This is a genomic window from Enterobacter sp. PL_is379 (assembly GCF_055817355.1).
Genome location: NZ_JBVPGT010000030.1, coordinates 260,062 through 285,945, shown reverse-complemented (window position 1 = coordinate 285,945; position 25,884 = coordinate 260,062). Strand labels below are relative to the sequence as shown.

Genomic DNA, 25,884 nt, shown 5'->3' with positions numbered 1-25,884 from the left:
AAATATGAACGCATTACTCTATGGACTGGTGGTGGTCATCTGGGGAACCACCTGGATTGCCATTTTTCTGCAGCAGGGTTCCGTGGCGGCGCCCGTCTCTATTTTCTGGCGTTTCGCCGTCGCCAGCCTCACGATGATGATGGTGTTAATCGCCCTGCGACGCCTGCGCACGCTGGCGCTGCGGGATCACCTATATTGCATACTCCAGGGATGCTGCGTTTTCTGCTTTAACTTCTGGTGTTTTTACACCGCAGCCTCGCACATCAACACCGGGCTGGAGTCGGTGATCTTCTCCATGGCGGTACTCTATAACGCCATTAACAGCTTTATTTTCTTCGGGCAGCGCCCGCCCGCGCGGTTCTGGACGGCGGCGGCACTGGGGCTGGTTGGGATCATCACCCTCTTCTGGGACGATCTTCTGGCCAGCGGCTGGAGCGCGTCACTCCTGACCGGGATTGGGCTTTCCGCACTCGGTACCTACGGCTTCTCGCTGGGCAATATGATCAGCATGCGCCATCAGCGCAGAGGACTGGAAACCATGACCACCAACGCCTGGGCGATGCTCTATGGCACGCTGGTGATGGGCTGCATTGCCCTGTTCAGAGGCGACAGCTTTGTGCCGGAATGGACGGTGAGCTATCTCGGTGCGCTGGTGTATCTGGCTCTGTTTGGCTCGGTGATTGCTTTTGGTGCCTACTTCACGCTGGTGGGACGCATTGGTCCAGGCAAAGCGGCCTATAGCACGCTGCTCTTCCCGCTGGTGGCGCTCTCCATCTCCACGGTGTATGAAGGGTACGTCTGGCATATCAACGGTATCGTGGGGTTAGTGCTGATTCTGGGAGGTAATATGGTGATGTTTACCAAACCGGAAACCTGGTTCAGGCGCTTACGGATGGCATAAATAAAAAGGCCTGCATTACGCAGGCCGTTTTATTTTATTTTGCGGTCTTTTTCACATCAAACATGGTGGCATCCGTCGCCATGTCATCAACAACCTGCTTCAGCGTTGCAAAGGTCATTGGTGTGCTTTCGTTATTCAGCTCTTTACCTTCGCCTTTACGAACCACTTTAATGACCGGCTTGCCGGTTTTCGCATCAATTAACTCACCTTCAAAGTACAGGTGGGTATCCATTGTACGGTGACCCGTCGCCATTTGCGTACCCGCTACAACCAGCGCAACAGGCACCACTTCATAGAATTGCAGACCTTCTTTCTTCGAGCTTACCCCGGTAATCGCACCGCGGAAGATCAGGCTGCGCGGCCCTGGCGTAGTGACGATAGGTTTACGCTGGCCAACCGCGGTTTTCATTTTGTTATTGGTATAACTCAGCAACTCATCCAGCGTTTTTTGACCAATCTGCGTAGTTGGTTTTGGAACGGGATAATACGTAATCGGATTCCAGACGATACTGTCATAATTGGCTTCGTTATATGACGGGTCAACCCAACGCAATGTTGGTTTGCCCGTTGCTGACGTGGTTTCCTTCAAGCCAGAATAGTTTTTTAAATAGCCTGAGTATTGTTCCGGGGCGGCGACTTTTGAAGAACAGCCCGCTAACGCCAACAGACCAGTAAGCACTGCAACTTTAAAAAAAGTTTGAGTACGCATGATAGTTTTCCATGTTATCTGCAAGTATGCATTTGAAGTTATAGCAAAAGACTGGCGGGTTTGTTGTGACAAAAAATGATGCGGTGAGCACAAATTGCAAAAAGACTGCCCGGAGGCGCACCGGGCAGTGAAAAATTACTGATTTATATCCAGTTGCCAGAACAGATGTTTGCCAAACGGGTCGATTTCATAGCCCGTCACCTCCTTGCGCACCGGTTCGAAAATGGTTGAATGCGCAATCATCACCGCGGGCATCTGGTCATGCATCATCTGCTGAGCCTCTTTATACAGCGCCACGCGTTTATCGCGATCGGTCGTTGATTTTGCTTCCGCAATAATTTTATCAAAGGGCTTATAGCACCATTTCGCCGAATTTGAGCCGCCGTTTGCCGAGGTACAGGTAAACAGCGGACCAAAGAAGTTATCGGGATCGCCCGTTGCGGTCGTCCAGCCCATCAGCGCGGCCTGATGTTCGCCGCCCTTCACGCGCTTAAGGTATTCACCCCATTCGTAGGTGACGATTTTGGTCTGTACGCCAATTTTCGACCAGTCCGCCTGAATCATCTCCGCCATGCGTTTCGCATTCGGATTGTACGGACGCTGCACCGGCATCGCCCACAGGTCGACGCTCACGCCACTGGCAAAACCGGCCTCTTTCAGCAGAGCTTTCGCCTTTTCGGGATCGTAATCATAATCCTTAAGCTCGCTGTCGGCGCTCCAGACGCCCGGCGGCAGCAGATTCTTCGCCACGGTGCCGGTACCGTGGAACACCGCATCAATAATCGCCGGTTTGTTGATGGCCATCGCCAGCGCCTGACGGACCTTCACGTTATCCAGCGGCGGCTTCTGCGTGTTGAACGCCAGGAAGCCGGTATTCAGCCCCGCCTTACTCATCAGATTAATGTCTTTGTTGGCCTTCATGCGCGGCAGATCGGCCGGATTCGGGAACGGCATCACCTGACATTCATTCTTCTCAATTTTGGCAAAACGCACTGAGGCATCCGGGGTGATGCTGAACACCAGCCTGTCCAGCTTCGATTTTCCCTGCCAGTAGTCGGCAAACGCAGTGAACAGGATCCGGGAGTCCTTCTGATATTGCGCCAGCTTAAACGGCCCGGTGCCGATGGGTTCCATATCCACCTTCTCCGGCGTGCCTGCTTTCAGCATCGCGTCGGCATACTCCGCTGAAAGGATTGAGGCAAAATACCAGGCCAGATCGGCGACAAACGGCGCTTCCGGGTGCGCCAGGGTAAAGCGCACGGTATGGTCATCGACTTTATCAATGCTGGTTATCAGGCTGCCAAACTCCAGGCTTTCGAAGTTGGAGTAGCTGCCGTTAGAGACCTTGTGGTAAGGATGATTCACGTCTTTCTGCCGCATAAACGAGAAAATCACGTCGTCGGCGTTAAAGTCTCGGGTCGGCGTAAAGGATTTATTGCTCTGGAACTTCACGCCTTTACGCAGATGGAAGGTATAAACCTTGCCGTCGTCGCTCACCTCCCAGCGCTCCGCCAGGCTCGGCACCAGCTCCGTGGTACCGGGTTTGAAATCAACCAGACGGTTATAGACCGGCACGGCGCTGGCGTCCACGCTGGTTCCCGAGGTGTATAATTGAGGATTAAAGTTTTCCGGCGATCCTTCGGAACAATACACCAGCGTTTTCGCGGCAACGGCGGAACTGACCGTGAGTGCAGCGAGTGCCAGCGCTATAGTTGTGAGTTTGCTTTTCATCATTTATTCCTGTCTTTTTAATTCGACGGCTAATTAATTCTTTTGCCATTTCATAAATAACATTAAAGTGAAGTGGCAAACACCTGAAAAATAAATAAGGAATAAATCACTATGGGCTCGCCGCTTTCCAGACAATTAACGCACCGTTTTTTCCGCTATCTCGCGATCACCAGCCAGAGCGATCCCAAAGTCAAAACCCTGCCCTCAACGCCGGGCCAGCACGACATGGCGCGGGAGCTTGCGCAGGAGCTGGCACAGCTGGGGTTAGACGATATTGTGATTGATGAATTCGCCACGGTAACGGCGGTAAAAAAAGGCAACGTGCCCGGTGCGCCGCGCATCGGCTTTATTACCCATATTGATACCGTCGACGTGGGACTTTCACCGGATATTCATCCACAAATATTAACCTTTACCGGTGAAGATCTCTGTCTGAATAAAGAGAAAGACATCTGGCTGCGGGTTAAAGAGCATCCGGAAATTCTGGCTTATCCGAATGAGGAGATTATTTTCAGCGACGGAACCAGCGTATTGGGCGCGGATAATAAATCGGCGGTCACGGTGGTCATGACGGTGCTGGAAAACCTGTCGGCAGAACATCGGCATGGGGATATCGTCGTGGCGTTTGTGCCTGACGAAGAGATCGGCCTGAACGGCGCCAAAGCGCTGGATCTTACGCGCTTTGACGTCGATTTTGCCTGGACCATCGACTGCTGCGAGCTGGGGGAAATTGTCTACGAGAATTTTAACGCGGCGGCCGCGGAGATCCGTTTTACCGGCGTTACGGCGCACCCGATGTCCGCCAAAGGCGTGCTGGTGAATCCCCTGCTGATGGCGACTGACTACATCAACCATTTTGACCGCCAGCAAACGCCGGAGTGCACCGAGGGGCGTGAAGGCTATATCTGGTTTAACGGCATTCAGGCCGGACAGAACGAGGCCGTTCTAAAGGCCAATATCCGCGACTTTGACAAGGACAGCTTTGCCGCCCGCAAGCAGCAGATTGCCGACGTTGCCGCGCTGATTGCCGCCCAACATCCAACAGCCAGGGTGGACTATCGCATTGAAGATACCTACAGCAATATCAGCAATGCGATTGGCGAAGACCGACGCGCCATCGATCTGATGTTCGAGGCAATGGAATCGCTAGGCATCACGCCGAAACCGACGCCGATGCGCGGCGGCACCGACGGCGCGGCGCTCTCGGCTAAAGGGCTACTCACCCCGAACTTCTTCACCGGGGCGCATAACTTCCACTCGAAGTTTGAATTCCTGCCGTTGTCGTCGTTCGAGGCGTCTTACAAGACTGCTCTCCAGCTCTGCCTGCTGGCCGCCCGTTAAGCGGGCTTGCGCGCCAGCATTGTGGCAAAGCGCAGCTTGATGCGGTTGCCGTTTTCATCGGTACGGTGCAGTTCGCCAACGTCTTCGTTGTATTTGAGCAACTCCCAGCCTTCGTAGTAGTTGCTCAGCTCACCGCTTTTAAACGCAAACGGGAAGCCGACGGTGCACGGGTAATCCGCCGTATCCATGGCGGCAACGATCAGGTTGTAACCGCCCGGCCTCGTGCAGCGCTGCATGTTGGCAATAAGGCCCGGGATGGTTTTTGACTCCAGGAACATTAGCACCACGGTGGAGAGAATAAAATCGTACTCGCCGTCAAAGCTCAGGTTGTTCAAATCCTTAATCGCGGTATGCAGATTAGCGATCCCTTCTTCCGCTTTGATGAGCTCGATATTGTCGATGCTCATCGGGTTCTTGTCCCATGCGGTCACGTCGTACCCGTTGGCCGCGAGGTACAGGCTGTTACGGCCGTTGCCGCAGCCCAGATCGAGCGTTTTACCGGGCTTCACAATCTCCGCGCTGTACAGCACCTCTGAATGGGTACGAGTTAAGCCATATTTCTCTGTGAAGTAATTCTCATCGACGGTCATTGTTTTTCCTGCGTTCGCATAAATTTAAAGTGCATTTTACATGCCATTTTAAGGCGTTTACCGTCTGGTTGCCAGCCGTTCTAAAACCGAAAAATTTGCTACGTTTAGTGAAGACGCTTACCAGAGATCAAACGATGAAAAAATACCGGCTCAGCGATGAAACCCGCCTCTGGCAATGGAAAAACGGCGAAACCACCCACTCTGCGACGTTGCGGCAGATCGTCGCGACGGCGGACTTTAACGACGTGACGGCCGGCACGAAAGGCGGCTGGATTGACGATGAGCACGCCCTCGCGCAGGACGGCGACTGCTGGATCTACGACGAAAACAGCGTGGTGTTCGCGGGTGCAACCGTGTCCGGCAACGCGCGCCTTACCCTTCCATGCATCATCAGCCATGACGCGCATATCGGCGACAGCTGCTGGCTGGACGGCGCGGAGGTCAGCCACGGGGCGCGCATAAGTGACAACGTCACCATTCAGCAGTCCTGCGTACGCGGCGAATGCCATATTTACGGCGAAGCGCGCGTGCTGCATCACAGCGTGGTGATTGCTGCCAAAGGGTTAACGCCGGACCATGAACAGATCCTACAAATCTACGATAAGGCGACGGTCAGCCAGTCGCGGATTGTGCACCAGGCGCAAATCTACGGTGAGGCAATGGTTAATTTTGCCTTTGTTGAGCACCGGGCCGAAGTCTTCGACAACGCGATCCTCGAGGGTAACGACCTGAATAACGTCTGGGTGTGCGACTGCGCAAAGGTCTATGGTAACGCCCGCGTGATTGCCGGTTTTGACGACGATGCCATTCCGACGGTACGCTACAGCTCGCAGATTGCGGAGAATGCCGTGGTGGAAGGAAACTGCATCATCAAGCACCACGTCCTGATTGGTGGTCAGGCGTGGCTGCGCGGCGGGCCGATCATGCTGGATGACAAAGTGGTGATCCAGGGACGCGCGCGCATCAGCGGTGATGTGCTTATCGAGCATCGGGTCGAAATCACCGATAACGCGGTCATTGAAGCGTTTGCCGGCGAGAGCATTCACCTGCGCGGCGAAAAAGTGATTAACGGCGACCAGCGCATCACCCGCACGCCGCTGCTGGGGGCGTTATAGGGTACAGATCCTGCCGTAGATATTCACATCGTCAAAGCGACCGTTCAGGTATTCCGCTTCCCGCAGGCAGCCTTCCAGCGTAAAACCGTTGCGCACGGCAACGCTGTTGCTGTGCTGATTCGCCACCCGACACTTGATCACAAAACGGCGGATCTCACCGCGTTCGACGTAGTAGCGCATAAACGCCTGCAGAGACCGGGAGAGAATGCCCTGCCCCTGGTGGTCTTCATCCAGCCAGTAGCCGATGTAGCCGGCTTTGTTGGTCGGTTCAATCGTGTTGAACGACAGCACGCCAACCAGCGCACCATCCTTGAAGATCAAAAACATTTTGGCGTAGCCGCGCTGGTGCAGCATCTGGTTACTCTGCACGTTACGGCGGGTATCCTCTTCGCTGCCCACGTGCTGCGCCCAGTCAAAGGCGGTTTGCAGGAAGGTTTTGTTTTTGACGACGAGATTGTGCAGGTCGGTGGCGTAATGTTCTTCGACGGAACGCAGTTCGATAACGTGGGTAACGGGGATGATTTCTGAAGACATGGTGCCTCTCAATTGCCGGGTGGCGCTAGCGCTTACCCGGCCTACAGTATCGAAACACAGGCCGGGTAAGGCGAAGCCGCCACCCGGCACAAGGGTTAACGCATCACCCTATCATCAACATACTGACGTTTATCCGGCGCCGGCGGGAAATACTGGTACAGCCAGGTTTCGCTGATGGCGTCGCCCTGGCAGCGCAGGAACAGGCGCATATCCACCGGCTCCGTCGAATCCGACGTTGGGTACCAGTCAAACAGAATGCGGTAGCCGTCAAACGGCTCAACGTAGAGGATCTCCACCTGCTTGGCTTCACCGCTGGAGAGCGTGATCACCGGCTCGATGCCTTTTGGCGCAGCGGCCTTCAGGTCGCCGCCGACGAAGTCGATGGCAAAGCGACGGGCCCACACTTTCGGGTAGTTTTCGCCCGGTGCCCAGCCTTCCGGGAAGCCGCCCATACCGGTACGGGTGGCGAAGACGTTGGCCAGCGGGGAGCGCACCGGCGGCATCGCGCTCCAGTAAAGGCGATATTTGAAGTCCAGCTCATCGCCCGCTTTGACAGCTTTTTCCGGCTGCCAGAAGCAGACCACGTTATCCAGCGTTTCGCCGGTGGTCGGGATCTCCATCAGGCCAACCGCGCCTTTACCCCAGTCGTTACGCGGTTCAACCCACAGGCTCGGGCGTTTGTTATACCAGCCCATCACGTCCTGATAGTGCGAGAAATCGCGATCGAGCTGCAGCAGGCCGAACCCTTTCGGGTTTTTGTCCATATAGGCATTGAACTGCAGCTTCTGCGGGTTGTTCAGCGGACGACAGATCCACTCCCCGTTGCCGCGCCACATTGCCAGGCGGTCGGAGTCATGAATTTGCGGGTGAATGGTATCACACATGCGGCGTTCGTTATTGCCGCAGCTGAACATGCTGGTCATCGGTGCGATGCCGAGCTGCTTGATGTCCTTACGCGCATAGAGATGGTTTTCCACCTCCATGATCACCTGGCTCTTCTCGCAGTGGATCACAAACTTATAGGCGCCGGTAATGCTCGGACTGTCCAGCAGCGTATAGACGGTAAAGGTTGTGTCGCCGGGTTTGACGGTTTCAAACCAGAAGGAGGTAAAGTCCGGGAACTCTTCCGGCGTGTCGGTAAAGGTATCTACCGCCAGACCGCGGGCAGAAAGGCCGTACTGGTAGGTGTCATCCACTGCGCGGAAATAGCTCGCGCCCAGGAAAGAGACGATATCGCGACGCGCCAGCTCCGGCGCCTTAAACGCGCGGAAGCCCGCAAAGCCGAGATCGCTTTGCCCTTCCAGCTGTTTGGTATCCACACCCGTTTCGCCGTAGCTGAACAGCTCCGGACGGAAGTGGATCTCGCGCGCCATAGAGGTGGACTGGTCCAGCGAGAACATCCGCACGCGACGGCGGAACCCCATTCCCATATGGAAGAACTGCACGTCCAGCTGACGCCCTTCAATGTTGTTCCACAGTGACTGTTTTTCATCGTAGCGGATGGCGTTGTACGCCTGCGGCGTCATCGTCGCCAGCGTCTCCGGCAGCGGACGCGGTGCGCCACCCCACGGGGTTTTCGCCAGGTCATGCGCCATGGATTGCAGTACGGAGAAGTCAAAACGACGGCTCTGGCCGTCAGCAATGTCAGAGTCGGCAGCATATGCCGCTTTGGAAAACAGGGAAGCAAGGCCGGATGTGCCGCTCAGGGCTGCCACTGCCAGCGAGCCTTTTAGAAAACGTCTGCGATTCATGCCTGGAAAAACGTCCTTATGGTCGTGTGAATGTGTTCCGCGCTCGGCGAAATGACGGCAAGAAAGAACGCACAGCCTAAACAAAAATGGTTAAGAATCCAATTGTTGGCCGGTGATTATCTGAACAAAGTGAGAAATATTTTCTGTCGACCAGAACGGCCCGAAAGTGGTGTAAAGAAAGCCTGGAAAATGTGTATAAAAATGCCCCGGCGCGACATCGTTCGCCGGGGCCAATGAGGAGGTTATTTTACGCTGACATCGATACCCGGGAAGTACTTATCAGCGAGTTTAGCGATAGTGCCGTCGGCACGTACTTTATCAATTGCGGCATCAAGCTGCTTTTTGGTAGCCTCGTCACCCTTACGCAACCCAAAACCGATCCCACTGCCGAGGATAGTGTCGTCAGACACCGGTTTGCCGATGAAGCCAAACCCTTTCCCCTGCGGCTTGCTGAGGAAACCTGCCTGCCCGGCCGCGGACATGACCAGCGAGGCGTCGATACGGCCATTCAGCAGATCGCCCCAGGCCATATTCTGATCTTTATAAGACACCACGGTGACACCCTGCTTTTCCCAGTGCTCTTTGGCATAGGTTTCCTGAATGGAGCCCTGCAGCACGCCGATGGTTTTGCCCTTCAGCCCTTCAGGCGTCGCCTCAACTGCCGTACCGGCCTTGCCGACCAGCTGTGACGGAATACGGTAGATTGGCTGGGTAAAATCAATGCTCTTGCGGCGCTGCTCGGTAATGTTCATCGCCGAGTTGATGGCGTCGAATTTCTTCGCCACCAGCCCCGGGATCAGCGCATCAAACGAGGTTTCCACCCAGCTGCACTTCAGCGCTGCCGCTTTGCAGATGGCATTCCCCAGCTCAACGTCAAACCCTTCCAGCTCGCCTGCCGCATTGCGGCTTTCAAACGGCGGATACTCTGCTTCCAGACCGTAACGCAGCTCGGACGCCGCGAAGGAGGAAAAGGTACACAGCAATCCCATGCCGACAACTAGCGCGCGTAATTTCATCTCAAACTCCTTAGCGTGGTTTAACCCGACACAGGGCCTGGGCACCTGCCCGTAACGTCGCCTCATCTTTCGCAAAAGAGAGACGAATCAATTTATTATCCGTACCGTCCGCATAAAACGCCGACAGCGGAATGGTAGCAACACCGTACTCGACGATCAGCCGTTTCACCAGCTCGCTGTCGCGCTCGTCGCTGAACTGGCTGTAGTCCGCCAGCATGAAGAACGATCCGGCGCTCGGCAGCAGCGTAAACGGCGAATCGGCCAGCAGGCTGTGCAGCAGATCGCGCTTGCGCTGGTAAAACGCCGACAGCGCAAGCCAGGTTTGCGGATCGACCATATGCTCAGCAAACGCGTGCTGCATTGGCGTATCGGCAGAAAACATTAAAAATTGATGGACTTTACAAATCTCGTCCATCAGCACCGCCGGTGCAACACAGTAACCCACGCGCCACCCGGTGACGTGATAGGTTTTTCCGAAAGAGGAAATAATCACGCTACGCTCCGCCAGCTGCGGGTGCGTGGCCATCCCGTGGTGCGGTTCACCATCAAAAACGACGTGTTCGTACACTTCGTCAGACAAAATAATGATGTCGGTATTGCGCGTCAGGGCCGCCAGCTGCTGCAGGTCACTGGCGGAGAAGACCTGACCGCTCGGGTTGTGCGGCGTATTGATGATAATCATGCGCGTGCGCGGGGTGATCGCGGCGCGAACCTCATCCCAGTTGACGGCAAAATCCGGCACGGTGAGCTTGATGGCAATCGGCGTTGCCCCCTGCAGACGGACAATCGGCGCGTAGCTGTCAAATGACGGTTCAAAGTAGATCACCTCATCACCCGGATGCACCAGCCCGCTTATTGCCGAATAGAGCCCTTCGCTGGCGCTGGCGGTCACCAGCACCTCGCTGGCAGGGTCATACCGCGTGCCGTAGAGCGTGGCAATTTTATCGGCAATACGTTCTTTTAGCGGCTGCAGGCCGGTCATTGACGCATACTGGTTATGCCCCGCCTCCATTGCGCGGGTGACGCCCGCAATCAGCTTCGGGTCGCAGGAAAAATTCGGTGCGCCCTGAGAAAGGTTAATCGCGTTATGCTGCGCCGAGAGCTGGCCGATAACGGTAAAAATGGTGGTGCCCACATCGGGCAGTTTGGAGCGCGTTTGCACAGGCGTTCGTAAAGTCATCCTCTTTCCCTTCTCATGGACATTGCATAACTATTCAAACAACATCTGTGCTGTCGGGACAATCGAATTGTTGTCATAATAGCCATGAGAAAAATGCATAGCTGAGGATTTTCCATGTCGCGCCGTTCGCTCCCGCTTAACGCCATCGACGCATTTTTAGTCACCGCGCGTCACCTGAATCTGACCCATGCCGCCGCAGAACTGTGTCTGACGCAGGGGGCCGTGAGCCGCAAGATTGCCTCCCTTGAGGCGTGGTTTGGTTTTCCGCTTTTTGAACGCCACGCGCGCGGGCTGCGCCTCTCACCGCAGGGCAGCGCTCTGCTTCCGGAGCTGCAGTCCGCTTTCGAGCAGCTGCTGTCCGTGGCCGACCAGGCCCGCAGCCAGCACACCGTGATCCGGCTCAAGGCCCCCACCTGCGCCATGCGCTGGCTGGTGCCGCGCCTGCTGGAGGTGGAGCGCGAGCATCCGGATCTGCAAATTGCGCTGACCACCACCACCGATCACAACGTCAATTTCAAAACCGAATCTTACGACGCGGCCATCGTGTTCGGCACGCACATGAGCGCAGGCGATCTGCTGTTCGAAGAGGCGCTAACCCCGGTGATAAGCCCGGTGCGGGCAGGAGCAGCGCTGGGATCGCTGACGTTCCTGCACCCCACAAGGGATAAGACAGACTGGTCGCTGTGGCTGACGAAACAGGAAGGTCCGGGCTTTGTCATGCACAAACATCAACACTTCGACACGATGGATCTCGCCATTACGGCCGCCATTCAGGGGCTGGGCGTTGCCATCGCCGACGAAACGCTGGTGGAAGAAGATGTCCGCGCGGGAAGGCTGCTACGGCCCTATGAAACCAGCATAAAAACCGGCGCAAGCTACCGGCTGGTGCTGCGCGAAACGCCAGGCGAAGAAAATGGACTGGCGGCGTTTCGCGCCTGTTTGCTTAATCGAGGCTGACGTGGTGCTTCATCACCCGTTTGAAGAGGCTCATGCGGGCGCGCATAAAGCGGTTTTCAAGCCTGAAAGCTGCATGTTTATTCACACCAATGCGTAACAGAACGTCCCGCCCTTTGCGACACGCGGGCCAGTGCGTCGGCCCGGGCAGGGTGTCGCGAAGCCCTGCGTATCGCGCGAAGCTCACCCAGTAATCCGCCACCTGGGCTGCAAACTGCAGATCCCGTTCGTTGACATACTGGCGTGAAGGCTCCACCTGGCCGAGGGTATCGAAGACGTAGGGCACTTCGTTGCCGTGCCAGGCGCCGTTGATATACGTGCCATGTTCCGCCTCGGCGACATAGTCAAACCAGTAACGCCAGCACAATCCACCCACGCGCTGCTGAGCCTGCATCACCACATAGCCCATCGTGGTAAATGCCATGTCGCGGCACACCTGTCTGCCCAACTCTTCATCGCCTTTCACGCCCGGATAGAGCAGCTTAATCAGCCCCAGCCCGAAGCGACGCTCCCGGCGAAGCTTCTGAATTTGTTCGGCGAGATCGATGCCAAACACCGCCATCACGCTGGCTTCATCGCTGTTGGAGCCAATCATCACCGGCACGGGATGCTGGCGGGCAGCGAAAAAGACGTCCAGCATCGCTTCGGGCAGAACGCAGTCCCCGACGATGGGCGCCGGGGCGACGTTCAGCGGCGCGGTGAGCGGCCAGAACGCCTCAGGCGGAATGGCACGCAGCTGGTCAGCAGTCGCCTTTTCCAGGCCAAAATGGGCGGCCAGCGCTTCCCCTTTTTGCAGCGCCTGTTCACGCGGCGTGTCCGGCAAGGTGTATCCGCTTTGCACTATCGCCTTATGGAATAATCCTGCTGCCAGCGGCGAGGCCAGCAGAGAGAGCACGCTGCGCGCGCCGGCGGATTCGCCAAACAGGGTCACATTGTCTGGGTCGCCACCAAACCCGGCGATGTTCTCCCGCACCCATTCGAGGGCGGCGATTTGATCCAGCAGGGCAAAATTATGCACCACGCGTCCTTCCTCGCCTTCCAGCGCGGGATGGGCGAAAAAGCCGAGATGACCGAGACGGTAGTTGATCGTCACGACAACCACGCCGCGCGTGGCCAGCGCTTTGCCGTTATACGGCGGCAGGCCTCCGGCACCAATCGTAAACCCGCCCCCGTGCAGCCAGACCATAACCGGAAGCGCCCCGGTGCGCTCTTTGGGGGACCAGACGTTAAGGTAGAGACAATCTTCGGAAAACTGGCCCGGATCGCCGCCGCCCAGCTCCTGACAATATTCGCTGCTTTGCCAGCTTGAGAGCGAGAAAGCCGTAGCCTCGCGCAGGCCATCCCAGCGTTCAGGCGGCCGAGGAGAGCGCCAGCGCCACTCCCCCACGGGCGGTGCGGCGTAGGGAATACCGCACCAGACGTGGACATTTTCATCGGTTAAACCAGAGAGTGCGCCCTGGCGCGTTTCAACCACAGGGGCGGAAGGATTTTGCATAACGACCTTATTTTTTCCATCACACCCCAGCAGAGTAACGATTTCAGAGCAAACCGCAACGCTGTTTGCTGCGGGTTTCAGCCTCCTGATAGAGCGCAAACTCGTCATACACCGGACAGCCCAGCGCGTCTTCAAACTCATCGCGGCTGGCGTTACCGTGGCTGCGGGCCTGGGTTTCATTCCCGAGATTGGACTGGAAAATCCCCGCAGCGCTGACCGGGAGGAAATCTTCGTAGGTGATCGGCTGGGCAACCACCCATCCGCGCTCAATCAGCGGCTGCGGATCGTCTCCCGGCCGGAACGCGTGGCGATGCGCTTCACCCGCAGGCGTCAGACGGTAGCGGAAATACGCCAGCTCCTGACGGCGCATTAACAGCTCGCTGTCCGGGAAAGCGCCAAAGATCTCCCGCAAATGCAGCTGGTGCGTGAGGTTATCTTTGCCGGTACCGGCCTGGGCGAGAAGGCTATCGTACAGTTCCCGGCCTTTCGGCGTCAGCGCCACGCCGCGCTGCTCAATCTCACCGAAGCGCGCGGTGTGGGTGCCCTTATGTTCCCCGGCAAACAGCACCGGCTCTTCCAGTGCCTTAAAGCTGGTTTGACGCAGTAAGACGGGCACCTCGCGACGCGGCGGGCCTTCAATCAGAATTTTTGGCTCGATACCGTACTTCGGCATCAGCTCCTGCACCCGGTCAATATCCAGCGTGCGCGGCGTGAGGTGGTTAATATGGCAGCCCGGGAAGCAGACCACGTCGGCAATCAGGCGATGCTCGTTGCTCAGGGCCAGATAGGTCTCCTGATCGACCGTCGCATGGCGGTGCCAGCGGAAGGTTTCCAACGCTTCCTGTACAAACTCGTGGGCCTGTGCGTCAGTAAAGTGCCCTTCCGACTCGTGGAGGTCGATCAGTTCCAGACAGCGGGGGCTAAAGATGTTCCGGTGAGAGAGGATCTCTGCGGCACGTTCGCGCAGCGCGACGTTTTCAATCAGCTCAAGACGCAGCAGCGAGGTAAAGATACGAAACGGATTTCGACACAGCGCCGCATCATCGATCGGGCGAAACGCCGTTGAGTGGACCGGTACCCCCGCCTGAGAGAGATCGTAATAGCTGACCGGGTACATCCCCATAATGGCAAACATACGACGCAGGGTTGAAAGTTCCTGTGCCGTGCCGACGCGGATCGCCCCGTGACGCTCAACGTTCAGGCGCGCAAGCTCATCGGCGTTAGCGAGTTGCTCATGTAATAGTGGATTATTTTCCAGAACCGCCAGGTTTACGTCCGCAACCAGTTCGAGCAAGGTGCCGTACTGCGGAACTTCCTGCTGGTACATCGCCGACATAGCCTGCGAAAAGTGTTCTCGAATGTCATCAGCCGTGATGGTGTTCGCCATGATGTCATGCCTCCAGTGAATATTACCTGGAGTGTAGAGAAACCCGTTCCTTCCGGGGGGAAGAATTTCTGATTTGTGATCTTAAGACGACAGTGGTCAAACCGTGTGCTACTGGCCACCGAACGGAACCGCCCTTTCGACCTGAACGCTTTTATCCAGGATTTTCCTTATAATTATTTAGGGTTCCGCTTTCTAGCTATAAAGGAGTATTTTTTCTTTTTCTCCTGACTGCAAATTAATCAATTTGAGCACGCCATTATTTTTATCCTCACCTTTCAAATTTTTAGCTCGAAGTTAGGATTAATCCGAATGGTTGTTTACAAGTCCTTCCTGCCTATCCATATTTCCATTTTAAGCGAAGCGCAAATTTACAAATACTTAAAAATAACGCAACCGCAAATAGCAAAACGCATTTGACGGATGACGCACAGCGACTAGAGTTATTACTCGAACGACGAGTGATACGGAAATATTTTCGTATCGTACTGACATAACCAATATATGAATATGAGGTTTAATATGGCAGAGCATCGTGGTGGTTCCGGTAATTTCGCTGAAGACCGTGAAAAAGCATCAGAAGCTGGACGTAAAGGTGGCCAGCACAGCGGTGGTAATTTTAAAAACGATCCGCAACGCGCATCTGAAGCGGGTAAGAAAGGGGGACAGAACAGTCACGGCGGAGGCCGTAAGTCTGATAACTCCTGATCTTATTTAGTACTCTTTTAATAAAACCAGAGAGCATGCTGCGGGCTGAAAAGCTCGCAGTACCCTTTCTTTATTTTACCGGAGCGTAATTATTATGAATATGAAAAGTGTTGAGGATGTATTTATTCATCTTCTGTCGGATACCTACAGCGCAGAAAAGCAGCTTACCCGCGCGCTGAGCAAGCTCGCCCGCGCCGCATCCAGCGAGAAGCTGAGCGCCGCCTTTACCGCACACCTGGAAGAGACGCAGGGCCAGATCGAACGTATTGACCAGATCGTCGAGCAGGAAGACGGTATTAAGATCAAACGCATGAAGTGCGTGGCGATGGAAGGCTTAATTGAAGAAGCCAACGAAGTTATCGAGAGCACGGAAAAAAATGAGGTGCGTGATGCCGCATTAATTGCCGCGGCACAAAAAGTTGAGCATTACGAAATAGCCAGCTACGGTACCCTTGCCACATTAGCAGAACAACTGGGCTATAAAAAAGCCGTTAAACTTCTTGCCGAAACCCTGGAAGAAGAAAAAGAGACCGACCTTAAACTCACCGACCTGGCCGTTGGAAATATTAACCAAAAAGCGCAGAAATGACGCAATAATACAGGTTAAATAAAATGAGCATCAGTCCCAGGACAATTAAACGGTGCCATTTAACGGCAGCCATAATATGGTTCATTCTCGCCATCCCTTCCGTAATATGGTGGAAGAACAGCGTGCTGTGGGTCATCATCATCAGTATTTACGCCAATATTGTCGGCCATTTATCTGGCTACAGTGCCGCGCGTGCCGATCAGGCTGCTGAAAGTGAGACCAAATAAGCGAACCCTAATGAGGATACAATGATGAATCACGTAGAACACTACCATGACTGGCTACGCGATGCCCATGCGATGGAAAAGCAAGCCGAATCTATGCTGGAATCCATGGCCAGCCGTATCGATAATTATCCTGATGTTCGCGCCAGAATTGAACAGCATATTAATGAGACAAAACGGCAAATCACATTGCTGGAGGAAATCCTCGACCGTAATGATATTTCTCGTTCGGTCTTAAAAGACTCGATGAGCAAAATGGCGGCGCTGGGGCAATCCATCGGCGGCATGTTCCCTTCAGACGAAATCGTGAAGGGCTCGATCAGCGGATATGTTTTCGAACAGTTTGAAATCGCCTGCTATACCTCCCTGCTGGCAGCGGCCAAAAAAGCCGGGGACACCGCTTCGATACCCGCTATTGAGACGATCCTCGCAGAAGAGCGCGAAATGGCCGACTGGCTGATTCGCCATATCCCGCAAACGACGGAACAGTTCCTGCTGCGCTCAGGCGCATCGGGTGTCGAAGCGAAAAAATAATCCACAGGAGAGTGCCTATGTTTCGACACGTCAAACAGCTGCAATACACGGTTCGCGTCGCCGAACCCAACCCCGGCCTTGCCAACCTTTTACTGGAACAGTTTGGCGGACCGCAGGGTGAACTGGCCGCCGCCTGCCGCTACTTTACGCAAGGGTTGAGCGATGACGATCCGGGCCGCAAGGATATGCTGATGGATATCGCGACCGAGGAGTTAAGCCACCTCGAAATCATCGGTACCCTGGTCGGCATGCTGAATAAAGGTGCCAAAGGCGCGCTGGCGGAAGGGGTCGAAAATGAGGCCGAGCTGTATCGCTCCATGACCGAAAACGGGAATGACAGCCACATCACCTCCCTGCTCTACGGCGGCGGTACCCCGCTCACTAACTCTGCGGGCGTACCCTGGACCGCGGCCTACGTCGATACCATCGGGGAGCCGACGGCGGACCTGCGCTCAAACGTGGCGGCCGAGGCCAGAGCGAAAATCATCTATGAACGGCTGATCAACGTGACCGACGATCCCGGCGTAAAGGACGCGCTGGCGTTTCTGATGACGCGTGAGGCGGCGCATCAGCTCTCCTTTGAGAAGGCTCTGCAGTCCATCCGTAATAATTTCCCGCCGGGGAAACTGCCGCCAATCGAGGAATTCACCAACAAGTACTACAATATGTCTGAAGGTGGAGAGGTTCGCGGAAGCTGGAACAGCGATAAACACTTCGATTACGTTGAGTCCCCCCAGCCTGCGGTGGATGGCGGCGATGGCAGTGCCAGCGTCACGCTCACAACCGAGCAGGCAACCCTGGTCAAGGCGATGTCTGCCCGCACGAAATCCGATCCACATTCCGACCCGCTGACCGGTGCCGAGCTGGGTGCCGGTAAGACTAAACCGTAATCGGTTTGCCGGGCAGGCCTGAACTGCCCGGCAATTCGCGTGCCCCATCGTCTCAGAGGTACGGACCATGTTCGAACTCGATGCATTTCATCTGGCCAGAATTCAGTTCGCTTTTACCGTCTCGTTCCACATCCTGTTTCCCGCGATCACCATCGGCCTTGCCAGCTATCTGGTGGTGCTGGAGGGCATGTGGTTGCGCACCAAAAACGACGTCTGGCGATCGCTATACCATTTCTGGCTCAAGATATTTGCCGTTAACTTCGGCATGGGCGTCGTTTCCGGGCTGGTGATGGCGTACCAGTTTGGCACCAACTGGAGCGGGTTCTCGCAGTTCGCGGGCAGTATTACCGGCCCACTCCTGACCTATGAGGTCTTAACCGCCTTCTTCCTGGAGGCCGGATTCCTTGGCGTCATGATGTTCGGCTGGAACAAAGTCGGCCCCGGGCTGCACTTCTTTTCGACCTGCATGGTGGCGCTCGGCACGCTGATGTCGACCTTCTGGATCCTCGCCTCCAACAGCTGGATGCACACGCCACAGGGTTTTACTATCGAGAACGGCCAGGTGATCCCGCAGGACTGGCTGGCCATCGTCTTTAACCCCTCCTTCCCTTACCGTCTTATTCATATGGCTATCGCCGCGTTTCTCAGCAGCGCGCTATTTGTCGGGGCATCGGGGGCATGGCATCTGCTGCGCGGTAACGATACGCCTGCCGTCCGCACCATGTTTTCCATGGCGATGTGGATGGCGCTGCTGGTCGCACCCATTCAGGCGGTGGTGGGCGATATGCACGGCCTGAACACGCTTGAACATCAGCCGGCAAAAATTGCCGCCATTGAGGGCCACTGGGAAAATCCCCCCGGCGAGGCCACCCCGCTGCTGCTGTTTGGTCTGCCGGATATGGAGGAAGAGCGCACCAAATACGGCCTGGAGATCCCCGCGCTCGGCAGCCTGATTCTTACGCACAGTCTGGACAAGCAGGTCCCGGCGCTGAAAGACTTTCCGAAAGAGGATCGGCCAAACTCGACCATCGTTTTCTGGTCGTTCCGCGTGATGGTCGGGATGGGACTGCTGATGATTACCCTCGGTCTTGTCAGCCTCTGGCTACGCTATCGCCATCGACTTTACCACTCGCGTCCGTTCCAGTGGTTTGCCCTCTGCATGGGGCCTGCCGGCCTGCTGGCGCTGCTCGCCGGATGGGTGACCACCGAAGTGGGACGTCAGCCATGGGTCGTCTATGGTTACCTGCGCACCATCGACGCGGTATCGCTGCATAGCACCCTACAGATGAGCATCAGCCTGCTGGCGTTCTTCGTTGTCTACTCATCCGTGTTTGGCGTGGGCTATGTTTATCTCATCCGGCTGATTAAGAAAGGACCTCAGCCCGTCGATACGCTGACGTCAAACACCTCGGGCACGCCTGCCCGTCCGCTGTCTGCCGCTGAGTCTGTTCCGGAAGAGGAGAGAATCTGATGGGCGTCGATATCTCAGTGATTTGGTTTGCCATTATCGTGTTTGCCACGCTGATGTACATCATTATGGATGGCTTCGATCTGGGCATTGGCCTGCTGTTTAACTTCGTGGGCGATGCGAAAGAGCGCGATGTGATGGTCAACAGCGTAGCGCCCGTCTGGGACGGCAACGAGACCTGGCTGGTGCTCGGCGGTGCGGGGCTGTTCGGCGCGTTTCCGCTGGCCTACGCGGTCATTATTGATGCGCTGACGATCCCCCTCACCGCGATGCTGATCGGTCTCATTTTTCGCGGCGTCGCCTTTGAGTTCCGCTTCAAAGCCACACCCTCACACCGCCGGTTCTGGGACTACTCCTTTGCCGGCGGCTCCCTGCTCGCCACCTTTAGCCAGGGCGTGGTGGTGGGGGCGGTGATCAACGGCTTTGACGTGGAGGGCCGACGCTTTGTCGGCTCTGCGCTGGACTGGCTCACGCCTTTCAACCTCTTCTGCGGCATCGGTCTGGTCGTCGCCTACACGCTGCTGGGCACCACCTGGCTCATTATGAAAAGCGAAGGCGCGCTGCAACAACGCATGCGCGAGCTGACCCGCCACGTGCTGCTGGCGCTGATGGTGGTTATCGCGGTAGTCAGCGTCTGGACGCCGCTCGGCTGGCAGTACGTCGCCGACCGCTGGTTTACCCTGCCCAACTTCTTCTGGTTCCTGCCGGTTCCTCTGCTGGTCGGTATCTTCAGCGTGCTGATCTGGCGCCTGACCCGCAATCCGGACAGCCACTCTCGCCCTTTCCTGCTGACGCTGGGGCTGATTTTCCTCGGGTTTAGCGGGCTGGGCATCAGCCTCTGGCCAAACATTATTCCGCCGCGCATCACCCTGTGGGAGGCCGCAGCCCCGCCTGCCAGCCAGCTGTTTATGCTGGTTGGGACGTTACTGATTATTCCGGTGATCCTGGTGTACACCGCCTGGAGCTACTACGTTTTCCGGGGCAAGGTCTCGGATACTGAAGGCTATCACTGAGGAACGCTATGACGGACTGGCATACACGGGCCATTATTTACCAGATTGATACCGCACTCTTTTATGATTTGAACGGCGATGGCTGCGGAGACATCGCCGGGATAGCGGCCAAGCTGCGCTACATTCGCCGGATGGGGGCGACGGTTATCTGGATCACCCCGTTTTACCTAACCCCCTTTCTCGATGAAGGCTATGACGTCAGCGACCATCTCCAGGTGGACCCTCGCTTCGGAAAGCTGGCCGATATCATTGCCCTTATCGAACAGGCCCGCGAGCTGGGCATGCAGGTCATTATTGAGCTGCTGATCCAGCACACCTCCGACGCGAACCCCTGGTTCCAGCAGGCCCGCCGTAACCCGGCGTCACCCTACCGGGATTACTACCTCTGGTCAGATACTGACGAGGACGATACGCCCCCGATGTTTCCCGGCGTGGAGGAGAGCATCTGGAGCTGGGATGACGAGGCGGGACAATACTACCGGCACATGTTCTATCGCCACGAACCGGACCTGAACCTGACCTCTCCCGCGGTGCTGAAAGAGATTGAGAACATCATCCTCTTCTGGCTCAAGCTGGGCGTGTCGGGGTTCCGCCTGGATGCCGCCTCCCACCTGACCACGCAGGCGGGAAATGGTGATGAAAAAAAGGGTCTGTGGATCCTCGAGCATATGCGCCGTCTTATTGAGGAGCATAATCCGGAGGCGATCCTGCTGGGTGAAGTGGACGTCGAGGTAGAGGCCTATCAGGACTACTTTGGCAATAATGACCGCCTGAATCTGGTGCTGAATTTCTGGCTCAACAAGTATTTCTACGTCAGCCTGGCCCGCAAAAGCGCCCGCCCGCTGCGCAACGCGGTGAAGAAGATGATCGTCCCGCCTGACGCCTGCTGTTTTGCCAACTGGCTGCGCAATCACGACGAACTGGATCTGGAAGGCCTCAGCCAGAAAGACAAACAGTTTGTACTCGATACCTTCGCCCCTGATGAGGAGATGAACGTCTATCAGCGCGGGATCCGCCGCCGCCTGGCGCCGATGCTTAATGGCGATCGGAAGCGGCTGGCGTTCTGTCACGCGGTGCTGTTTTCCCTGCCGGGTGTCCCGGTGATGCGCTACGGCGACGAGATAGGTATGGGTGACGACCTGGAGCTGGAGGAGCGCTACGCCGTTCGCACCCCGATGCAGTGGGCGGGGTCACAAGGGGGCGGTTTCTCCGCGGCCGACCCTGAAAAATTTATCGCCCCGATTATCGACCATGGCCCTTACCGCTATCAGAAAGTCAACGTCGCCGATTCGCTCCTTCACCACAACTCGCTCCTGCACCGGATAATCGATATTGCCAATACCCGCTCGGAGTTCCCCGAAATTGCCGTTGCGCCTTTTCGACTTATCACAATCGATAATGCCGCAGTGCTGGGGATCTATTACGAGACCGACGAGCGCAGCATCCTGACCTTCGTCAACTTTAGCGACCAGCCGGTGCAGTTCACGGCAAAAGGGATCCGCAACGCCACCTGGACCGCCTGTCTCGAGGACAAGCGCTACGATGACGCGCTGATTTGCGGCAAAACCGTTGAGCTCAGCCTTGGCGGCTACGGCTATCGCTGGTTCTGGACGCACCGTAGCGCGCTGCGCTGATTACGGTTTCCGGCGGGTTATCAGACGCGTCAGCACTATCCCTGCCACCGCGAGGGCGCCCAGCGCCACTTTACCCGGCATGCCGGAGGTAACGGACGGCGCGCGGGTTTTCGCCTCGTCGGTAAAGCGGCCATGGATTTTATGCAGATCGTTAACCGGCTGGTCGAGGTAGTCCCGGCGATCCGGCGCATTGAGGTCGTCGGTCATCTGGCCTTCCCAGGCTTTCCTGACCATCAGCCGGTCCAGAAAACCCGGGAAGAGAAACTGCCCGACAATCGACTGAATGGTGCTGCTGCCTACCCACAGCTCGCGAACCGGTTTTTGCGCCACCCTGAAGATAGCGCTGGCGGCCACCTCAGGCTCAAAGACCGGCGGCACCGGCCGCATCGCCCAGGCGAACTTGTTCCTCGCCCATTCGAACTGCGGAGTATTGAGCCCCGGCATCTGCACCATCGAAAGCTGAACCCGGCTGTTCTCATGCATCAGTTCCGTACGCACCGCATCGGTAAACCCGCGGATCGCCGCTTTGGCACCACAATAGGCTGACTGCAATGGAATGGAACGGTAGGCCAGCGCGGACCCCACCTGGATAATCACGCCCCTGTCGCGCGGAATCATCAGTTCGAGAGCGGCGCGGGTGCCGTTCACGTAGCCGAGGTACGTCACCTCAGTCACGCGACGAAACTCGTCCGGCGTAAGGGTGCGAAACGGTGCCAGCACGGCCCCCATGGCGTTGTTCACCCAGACATCAATTGCGCCGAGGCGATACTCAATTTCGTTAGCCGCATCCACCATCGCCTGACTGTCGGCGACGTCAGCCTGCACGGCGTGCGCATTCACGCCGAAGCGGCGCAACTCTTCCTGGGTGGAGTGCAGGCTTGCCTCATCGCGGGCGATGAGCCCGACATCGTAACCTACCTTTGCAAAGTGCAGCGCCGTGGCTTTTCCTACACCCGCCGTCCCACCGGTAATCACTATGACCGCCATAGAACCTCCACGTGAAATCAACCGTTATGCCCGTCCGACAATGCTGCCAGCAGCTCGGCCAGCGAGAAATGCACCGCTTTTTCCACCACGTCCTGACAGTCACCGGAGAAAAGCACGGTGCGAGTCTTCGTCTCGCCGCGGATGTTCCACGCAAAACAGACCGTCCCCGCCGCCGTGCCGTCGTCGCCCCCTTCCGGGCCTGCGTAGCCGCTGATGGCGATGCTGATATCCGCCTGGGCGATGTCGCGAATACTGGCAGCCATCTCGGTAACCGTCTGTTCACTGACGGCGGTATAGCGCGCGAGCGTTTCAGGGCGCACGCCGAGGATCCGCGTCTTGGCTTCATCGCTGAACACGACCAGGCCGACGTCATAAAATTCGGCGGTGTTTTCCTCTGCGCAAAGCGCCACCGAGAGCTTGCCGCCCGTGCAGGATTCCGCTGTGGTTAAGCGAAGTCCGAGATCGGTTAATTTGCTTGCCAGCTTTTTTGTTAGTTCACCCACGGTATAATTGTTGTCGTGAAAAAGATTGCTCATCTTTCCGCCTCTTATTTCTCGAAAGGAATGATCGAAATATGTCCATTGCGTTCAAGTATGGCATATTTAATATCACTTATTTCTGTAATGCCATTATTTTGCCGGGCTGACACCAGAATATCATCGCAGGAGACATCCACTTTTTTCAGTTTGTCGGCTAACGGCACGCCTTTCTCAACCAGAATCACGGGAGTCCCATCCAGAATATTCTCAACCGGGGAAAAATATTTCTTCATCAGTCCGAATATAATATCTACCACCACCAGCGTGGTAATGGTAATCATCGCGCCGGTGACGGAGAAATCTTGTCCGAGAAGCGCCTGCTGAGTAGCTTCACTAATTATCAGGAGCAGAATGAGATCAAAGCTGGTCATCTGCAACAGCGCGCGACGTCCGGCCACTTTAAATACCACCATGAGGAACAGATAAATCGCCAGCGCGCGAAAGACCATATCCATATCAGCCTCCTACGGGTAAATGAATTGCCAGATGTTAATCTCCGGCTCGCTGTTGACGCGGATGACTGTGTTCCATTTACCGGCTCTGGAAGGTGTCGTGAAGAGTAACACAGTGAAGCTGTCTGACTTTTTCAGATTGTTATAGACAAAATAGAGGGTCTTCCCTCGGCTGAACATGCTGTCAGGCTGCGGCCAGACGCTGCCAGGCTCGTAAACCTCGCTGCTCTCGCTGGTCATGCTGAGGACATACTTTCCCTCTGTCTGCACCGGGAACGCCAGCTCCATTCGCGTTTCTGTCTCCCGCCGTCCAAAGCGTTCATAGTTTATGGTCAGTGATTTAGCGGAATTCATTTTGACCGTGTCGCTGACCATTCCACTGGAAAACAGACCGGCAATCGCCGCGACGATAATAGCCAACAGAACAATAAAACCGACCTGACGAAACGCGTATTCAAACGTCAGCAAACGATAACGCTCATCTATCCCAGGTAACTTTTCATTTTCACGCTTCATGGTCATCGTCACCGTTTCGCTTATTATCCGATAAGTTTGATTTTTCACGCGAATGTTTTTAGGACTTATCACATTTGCCACATAAAGGAATAGCAACAATACTTAATAAGTCAAGACACCCAAAATGAAGGATATCGGATGAAATTATCACTTATTTCCGCTTTATTGATATTTCTGGTTCCAACCGCATGGGCTGATAATAACGGCGGGTTACAAAAAGGTGAAGCCCCGCCGCCACCGCACGCGCTTGATAGCGGATATCGCGGAACCGACGATGCGCGTATTATGACCATCGATCAGGCAAAACAAATGCACGACGGTGCGACAATTTCATTACGCGGTAATCTTATTGATGGTAGCGGCGATAAGTTTGTATTTCAGGATAAAACCGGAAAAATCGACGTTATTATTCCCCAGGCAGTTTTCGACGGCAGAACGGTAAAACCCGACCAGATGATCAGTATCAACGGTTCGCTTGATAAAAAATCATCTCCTGCCGTCGTCCGTGTTGATCGTTTGCAGAAATAATTCAGCGAAGCGTTAACGCTGCAGTTATCCATCAAATCTCACCCCTTGGCTTAAGGAGTCAGCTATGAGTGATACAAAACAACGTACGAACGCTTACCCGCAGCCCCCGTTCCCGGAACAGCCGCAAACGCCGCCGGGACTGGCATCCGAAATGCAGCCTGTACCCGACCACGGGGAAAAAAGCTATAAAGGACATGGCCGCCTTGCCGGCAAAAAAGCGCTGATTACCGGCGGAGACTCCGGTATTGGTCGCGCGGTCGCTATCGCCTATGCCCGTGAAGGTGCTGACGTTGCCATCAACTATCTGCCTGAAGAAGAAAAAGATGCCTCTGAGGTCATCGACCTGATCGAAGCGGAAGGTCGCAAGGCCGTCGCGCTGCCTGGGGATGTCCGGGACGAAACCTTCTGTCAGAATCTGGTCGAAGAAGCCGTGTCGAAACTGGGCGGGCTGGACATTCTGGTCAATAACGCGGGGCGTCAGCAGTTCCGTGAATCGCTTGAAGACCTGACCACCGAGGATTTTGACGCGACGTTTAAAACCAACGTCTATGCCCCTTTCTGGATCACCAAAGCGGCCCTGCGCCACCTGAAAGCCTCCTCCGTTATCATTAATACCTCCTCCGTTCAGGCGGTGAAGCCCAGCCCCGTTTTGCTGGACTACGCCCAGACGAAAGCCTGTCTGGCGGTATTTACCAAATCCTTAGCCAAACAGCTGGGTCCAAAAGGCATTCGCGTCAACGCGGTTGCCCCTGGGCCTTACTGGACGGTACTGCAGTCCAGCGGCGGGCAGCCGATGGAAAAAGTGAAGGAGTTTGGCGGAGATACACCGCTGGGGCGTCCGGGTCAGCCCGTCGAGATTGCCCCGCTGTACGTCACGCTGGCCTCGGATGAATGTTCATTTACGTCCGGCCAGGTGTGGTGTTCTGACGGCGGTGACGGCGTGATCTAACCGCTTAACCCTTCCTCCTCAGTAAAGAGCAATAAATGAACAAGGACGTTCACTCTTATTCCCCTGCCGAAAAACATGTTGTAACTCAAACAGATCAAATGTTAAAAATATTTTGCTATCAGGTTATCAAAATTAAACAACTTAACTTGTCA

Annotated in this window: 27 protein-coding genes; 14 read left to right on the top strand and 13 right to left on the bottom strand. The window is 55.8% G+C overall.

Annotated features, from left to right (window positions below; all coding sequences use genetic code 11):
* Positions 1-4: 4 nt before the first annotated feature.
* Positions 5-901 carry a DMT family transporter gene (locus tag AC0TOY_RS15510; protein WP_024908428.1) on the top strand — a complete coding sequence of 299 codons (897 nt, stop codon included), beginning with the start codon at positions 5-7 and terminating at the stop codon, positions 899-901.
* A gap of 34 nt (positions 902-935) precedes the next feature.
* Here the strand turns inward: AC0TOY_RS15510 and AC0TOY_RS15505 are convergent, their stop codons facing one another.
* Both AC0TOY_RS15505 and AC0TOY_RS15500 read right to left on the bottom strand, forming a co-directional pair.
* Complete coding sequence (locus AC0TOY_RS15505; RefSeq protein WP_032647158.1) at positions 936-1,610, bottom strand: DUF3313 domain-containing protein; 675 nt, start codon at positions 1,608-1,610, stop codon at positions 936-938.
* A 135-nt stretch (positions 1,611-1,745) separates the two neighbouring features.
* The gene (locus tag AC0TOY_RS15500) at positions 1,746-3,341 is read right to left on the bottom strand and encodes an ABC transporter substrate-binding protein (protein WP_473722079.1); all 1,596 of its coding nucleotides are present in this window, start codon (positions 3,339-3,341) and stop codon (positions 1,746-1,748) included.
* A gap of 111 nt (positions 3,342-3,452) precedes the next feature.
* Between AC0TOY_RS15500 and pepT the strand changes: the two genes are divergently transcribed.
* Positions 3,453-4,682, top strand: a complete 1,230-nt coding sequence (gene pepT, locus AC0TOY_RS15495) for a peptidase T (protein ID WP_148769346.1) — start codon at positions 3,453-3,455, stop codon at positions 4,680-4,682.
* Here the strand turns inward: pepT and tehB are convergent.
* Positions 4,679-5,272 (bottom strand): tellurite resistance methyltransferase TehB, encoded by a 594-nt coding sequence (gene tehB / locus AC0TOY_RS15490; protein WP_473722078.1) that lies wholly within the window; start codon positions 5,270-5,272, stop codon positions 4,679-4,681. The genes pepT and tehB overlap by 4 nt on opposite strands.
* A gap of 134 nt (positions 5,273-5,406) precedes the next feature.
* On the opposite strand from tehB, the gene ydcK reads away from it, so the two are divergent.
* Positions 5,407-6,387, top strand: a complete 981-nt coding sequence (gene ydcK / locus AC0TOY_RS15485) for a YdcK family protein (protein WP_048991125.1) — start codon at positions 5,407-5,409, stop codon at positions 6,385-6,387.
* Here ydcK and rimL read toward each other — a convergent pair.
* The 4 genes from rimL to AC0TOY_RS15465 form a co-directional block, all read right to left on the bottom strand.
* Positions 6,382-6,921 carry a 50S ribosomal protein L7/L12-serine acetyltransferase gene (gene rimL, locus AC0TOY_RS15480; protein ID WP_407820817.1) on the bottom strand — a complete coding sequence of 180 codons (540 nt, stop codon included), beginning with the start codon at positions 6,919-6,921 and terminating at the stop codon, positions 6,382-6,384. The two genes, ydcK and rimL, sit on opposite strands and share 6 nt — an antisense overlap.
* 95 nt (positions 6,922-7,016) lie before the next feature.
* Positions 7,017-8,672: a glucan biosynthesis protein D gene (locus tag AC0TOY_RS15475; protein ID WP_090416997.1), complete on the bottom strand. Its 1,656-nt coding sequence runs from the start codon at positions 8,670-8,672 to the stop codon at positions 7,017-7,019.
* A gap of 242 nt (positions 8,673-8,914) precedes the next feature.
* The gene (locus AC0TOY_RS15470) at positions 8,915-9,688 is read right to left on the bottom strand and encodes a transporter substrate-binding domain-containing protein (protein WP_021242531.1); all 774 of its coding nucleotides are present in this window, start codon (positions 9,686-9,688) and stop codon (positions 8,915-8,917) included.
* A 10-nt stretch (positions 9,689-9,698) separates the two neighbouring features.
* On the bottom strand, positions 9,699-10,868 hold the full coding sequence (locus AC0TOY_RS15465) for a pyridoxal phosphate-dependent aminotransferase (protein ID WP_248272048.1): 1,170 nt from the start codon (positions 10,866-10,868) through the stop codon (positions 9,699-9,701).
* 114 nt (positions 10,869-10,982) lie between these two features.
* Between AC0TOY_RS15465 and AC0TOY_RS15460 the strand changes: the two genes are divergently transcribed.
* Entirely contained in the window at positions 10,983-11,825 is an 843-nt protein-coding gene (locus AC0TOY_RS15460) for a LysR family transcriptional regulator (protein ID WP_248164509.1), read from the top strand.
* On the opposite strand, the gene AC0TOY_RS15455 is transcribed toward AC0TOY_RS15460, so the two are convergent.
* Positions 11,812-13,317 carry a carboxylesterase/lipase family protein gene (locus AC0TOY_RS15455; protein WP_473722075.1) on the bottom strand — a complete coding sequence of 502 codons (1,506 nt, stop codon included), beginning with the start codon at positions 13,315-13,317 and terminating at the stop codon, positions 11,812-11,814. The two genes, AC0TOY_RS15460 and AC0TOY_RS15455, sit on opposite strands and share 14 nt — an antisense overlap.
* 43 nt (positions 13,318-13,360) lie before the next feature.
* Positions 13,361-14,704, bottom strand: coding sequence for a 2-oxoadipate dioxygenase/decarboxylase HglS (gene hglS, locus AC0TOY_RS15450; RefSeq protein WP_473722074.1), 1,344 nt, complete (start codon positions 14,702-14,704; stop codon positions 13,361-13,363).
* 519 nt (positions 14,705-15,223) lie between these two features.
* Here hglS and AC0TOY_RS15445 point away from each other — a divergent pair.
* The 8 genes from AC0TOY_RS15445 to AC0TOY_RS15410 all read left to right on the top strand — a co-directional run bounded on the left by AC0TOY_RS15445 (position 15,224) and on the right by AC0TOY_RS15410 (position 21,761).
* Positions 15,224-15,409, top strand: a complete 186-nt coding sequence (locus tag AC0TOY_RS15445) for a con-10 family general stress protein (RefSeq protein ID WP_004150795.1) — start codon at positions 15,224-15,226, stop codon at positions 15,407-15,409.
* A gap of 94 nt (positions 15,410-15,503) precedes the next feature.
* A complete protein-coding gene (locus tag AC0TOY_RS15440; protein WP_023311678.1) occupies positions 15,504-15,998 on the top strand; it encodes a YciE/YciF ferroxidase family protein in 495 nt (164 codons plus the stop codon).
* A gap of 23 nt (positions 15,999-16,021) precedes the next feature.
* A complete protein-coding gene (locus tag AC0TOY_RS15435) occupies positions 16,022-16,225 on the top strand; it encodes a hypothetical protein (RefSeq protein ID WP_013096662.1) in 204 nt (67 codons plus the stop codon).
* A gap of 24 nt (positions 16,226-16,249) precedes the next feature.
* Positions 16,250-16,756: a ferritin-like domain-containing protein gene (locus AC0TOY_RS15430; RefSeq protein ID WP_473722073.1), complete on the top strand. Its 507-nt coding sequence runs from the start codon at positions 16,250-16,252 to the stop codon at positions 16,754-16,756.
* A gap of 17 nt (positions 16,757-16,773) precedes the next feature.
* Positions 16,774-17,646: a manganese catalase family protein gene (locus AC0TOY_RS15425; RefSeq protein WP_008502274.1), complete on the top strand. Its 873-nt coding sequence runs from the start codon at positions 16,774-16,776 to the stop codon at positions 17,644-17,646.
* Positions 17,647-17,713: 67 nt separating this feature from the next.
* Positions 17,714-19,117 carry a cytochrome ubiquinol oxidase subunit I gene (locus AC0TOY_RS15420; RefSeq protein WP_045910508.1) on the top strand — a complete coding sequence of 468 codons (1,404 nt, stop codon included), beginning with the start codon at positions 17,714-17,716 and terminating at the stop codon, positions 19,115-19,117.
* Entirely contained in the window at positions 19,117-20,127 is a 1,011-nt protein-coding gene (cydB, locus tag AC0TOY_RS15415) for a cytochrome d ubiquinol oxidase subunit II (RefSeq protein WP_048030525.1), read from the top strand. Before AC0TOY_RS15420 ends, cydB begins: the two co-directional genes overlap by 1 nt.
* Positions 20,128-20,135: 8 nt before the next feature.
* Complete coding sequence (locus AC0TOY_RS15410) at positions 20,136-21,761, top strand: alpha-amylase family protein (protein ID WP_473722072.1); 1,626 nt, start codon at positions 20,136-20,138, stop codon at positions 21,759-21,761.
* Here AC0TOY_RS15410 and AC0TOY_RS15405 read toward each other — a convergent pair whose 3' ends face one another.
* The 4 genes from AC0TOY_RS15405 to AC0TOY_RS15390 are packed head-to-tail and all read right to left on the bottom strand — an operon-like array spanning position 21,762 to position 24,255.
* Complete coding sequence (locus tag AC0TOY_RS15405) at positions 21,762-22,748, bottom strand: SDR family oxidoreductase (RefSeq protein ID WP_473722071.1); 987 nt, start codon at positions 22,746-22,748, stop codon at positions 21,762-21,764.
* A 17-nt stretch (positions 22,749-22,765) separates the two neighbouring features.
* Entirely contained in the window at positions 22,766-23,284 is a 519-nt protein-coding gene (locus tag AC0TOY_RS15400) for a 2-oxo-tetronate isomerase (protein ID WP_032647124.1), read from the bottom strand.
* Between the two features lie 11 nt (positions 23,285-23,295).
* Positions 23,296-23,742 carry a DUF421 domain-containing protein gene (locus AC0TOY_RS15395; protein ID WP_248272052.1) on the bottom strand — a complete coding sequence of 149 codons (447 nt, stop codon included), beginning with the start codon at positions 23,740-23,742 and terminating at the stop codon, positions 23,296-23,298.
* 9 nt (positions 23,743-23,751) lie between these two features.
* Positions 23,752-24,255, bottom strand: a complete 504-nt coding sequence (locus AC0TOY_RS15390; RefSeq protein ID WP_248272053.1) for a hypothetical protein — start codon at positions 24,253-24,255, stop codon at positions 23,752-23,754.
* A 138-nt stretch (positions 24,256-24,393) separates the two neighbouring features.
* On the opposite strand from AC0TOY_RS15390, the gene AC0TOY_RS15385 reads away from it, so the two are divergent.
* Together AC0TOY_RS15385 and AC0TOY_RS15380 are read left to right on the top strand one after the other, a co-directional pair.
* Positions 24,394-24,783 carry a YdeI family stress tolerance OB fold protein gene (locus AC0TOY_RS15385; protein WP_024908408.1) on the top strand — a complete coding sequence of 130 codons (390 nt, stop codon included), beginning with the start codon at positions 24,394-24,396 and terminating at the stop codon, positions 24,781-24,783.
* A gap of 64 nt (positions 24,784-24,847) precedes the next feature.
* Positions 24,848-25,732 (top strand): SDR family oxidoreductase, encoded by an 885-nt coding sequence (locus AC0TOY_RS15380; protein WP_048991107.1) that lies wholly within the window; start codon positions 24,848-24,850, stop codon positions 25,730-25,732.
* Positions 25,733-25,884 lie beyond the last annotated feature (152 nt).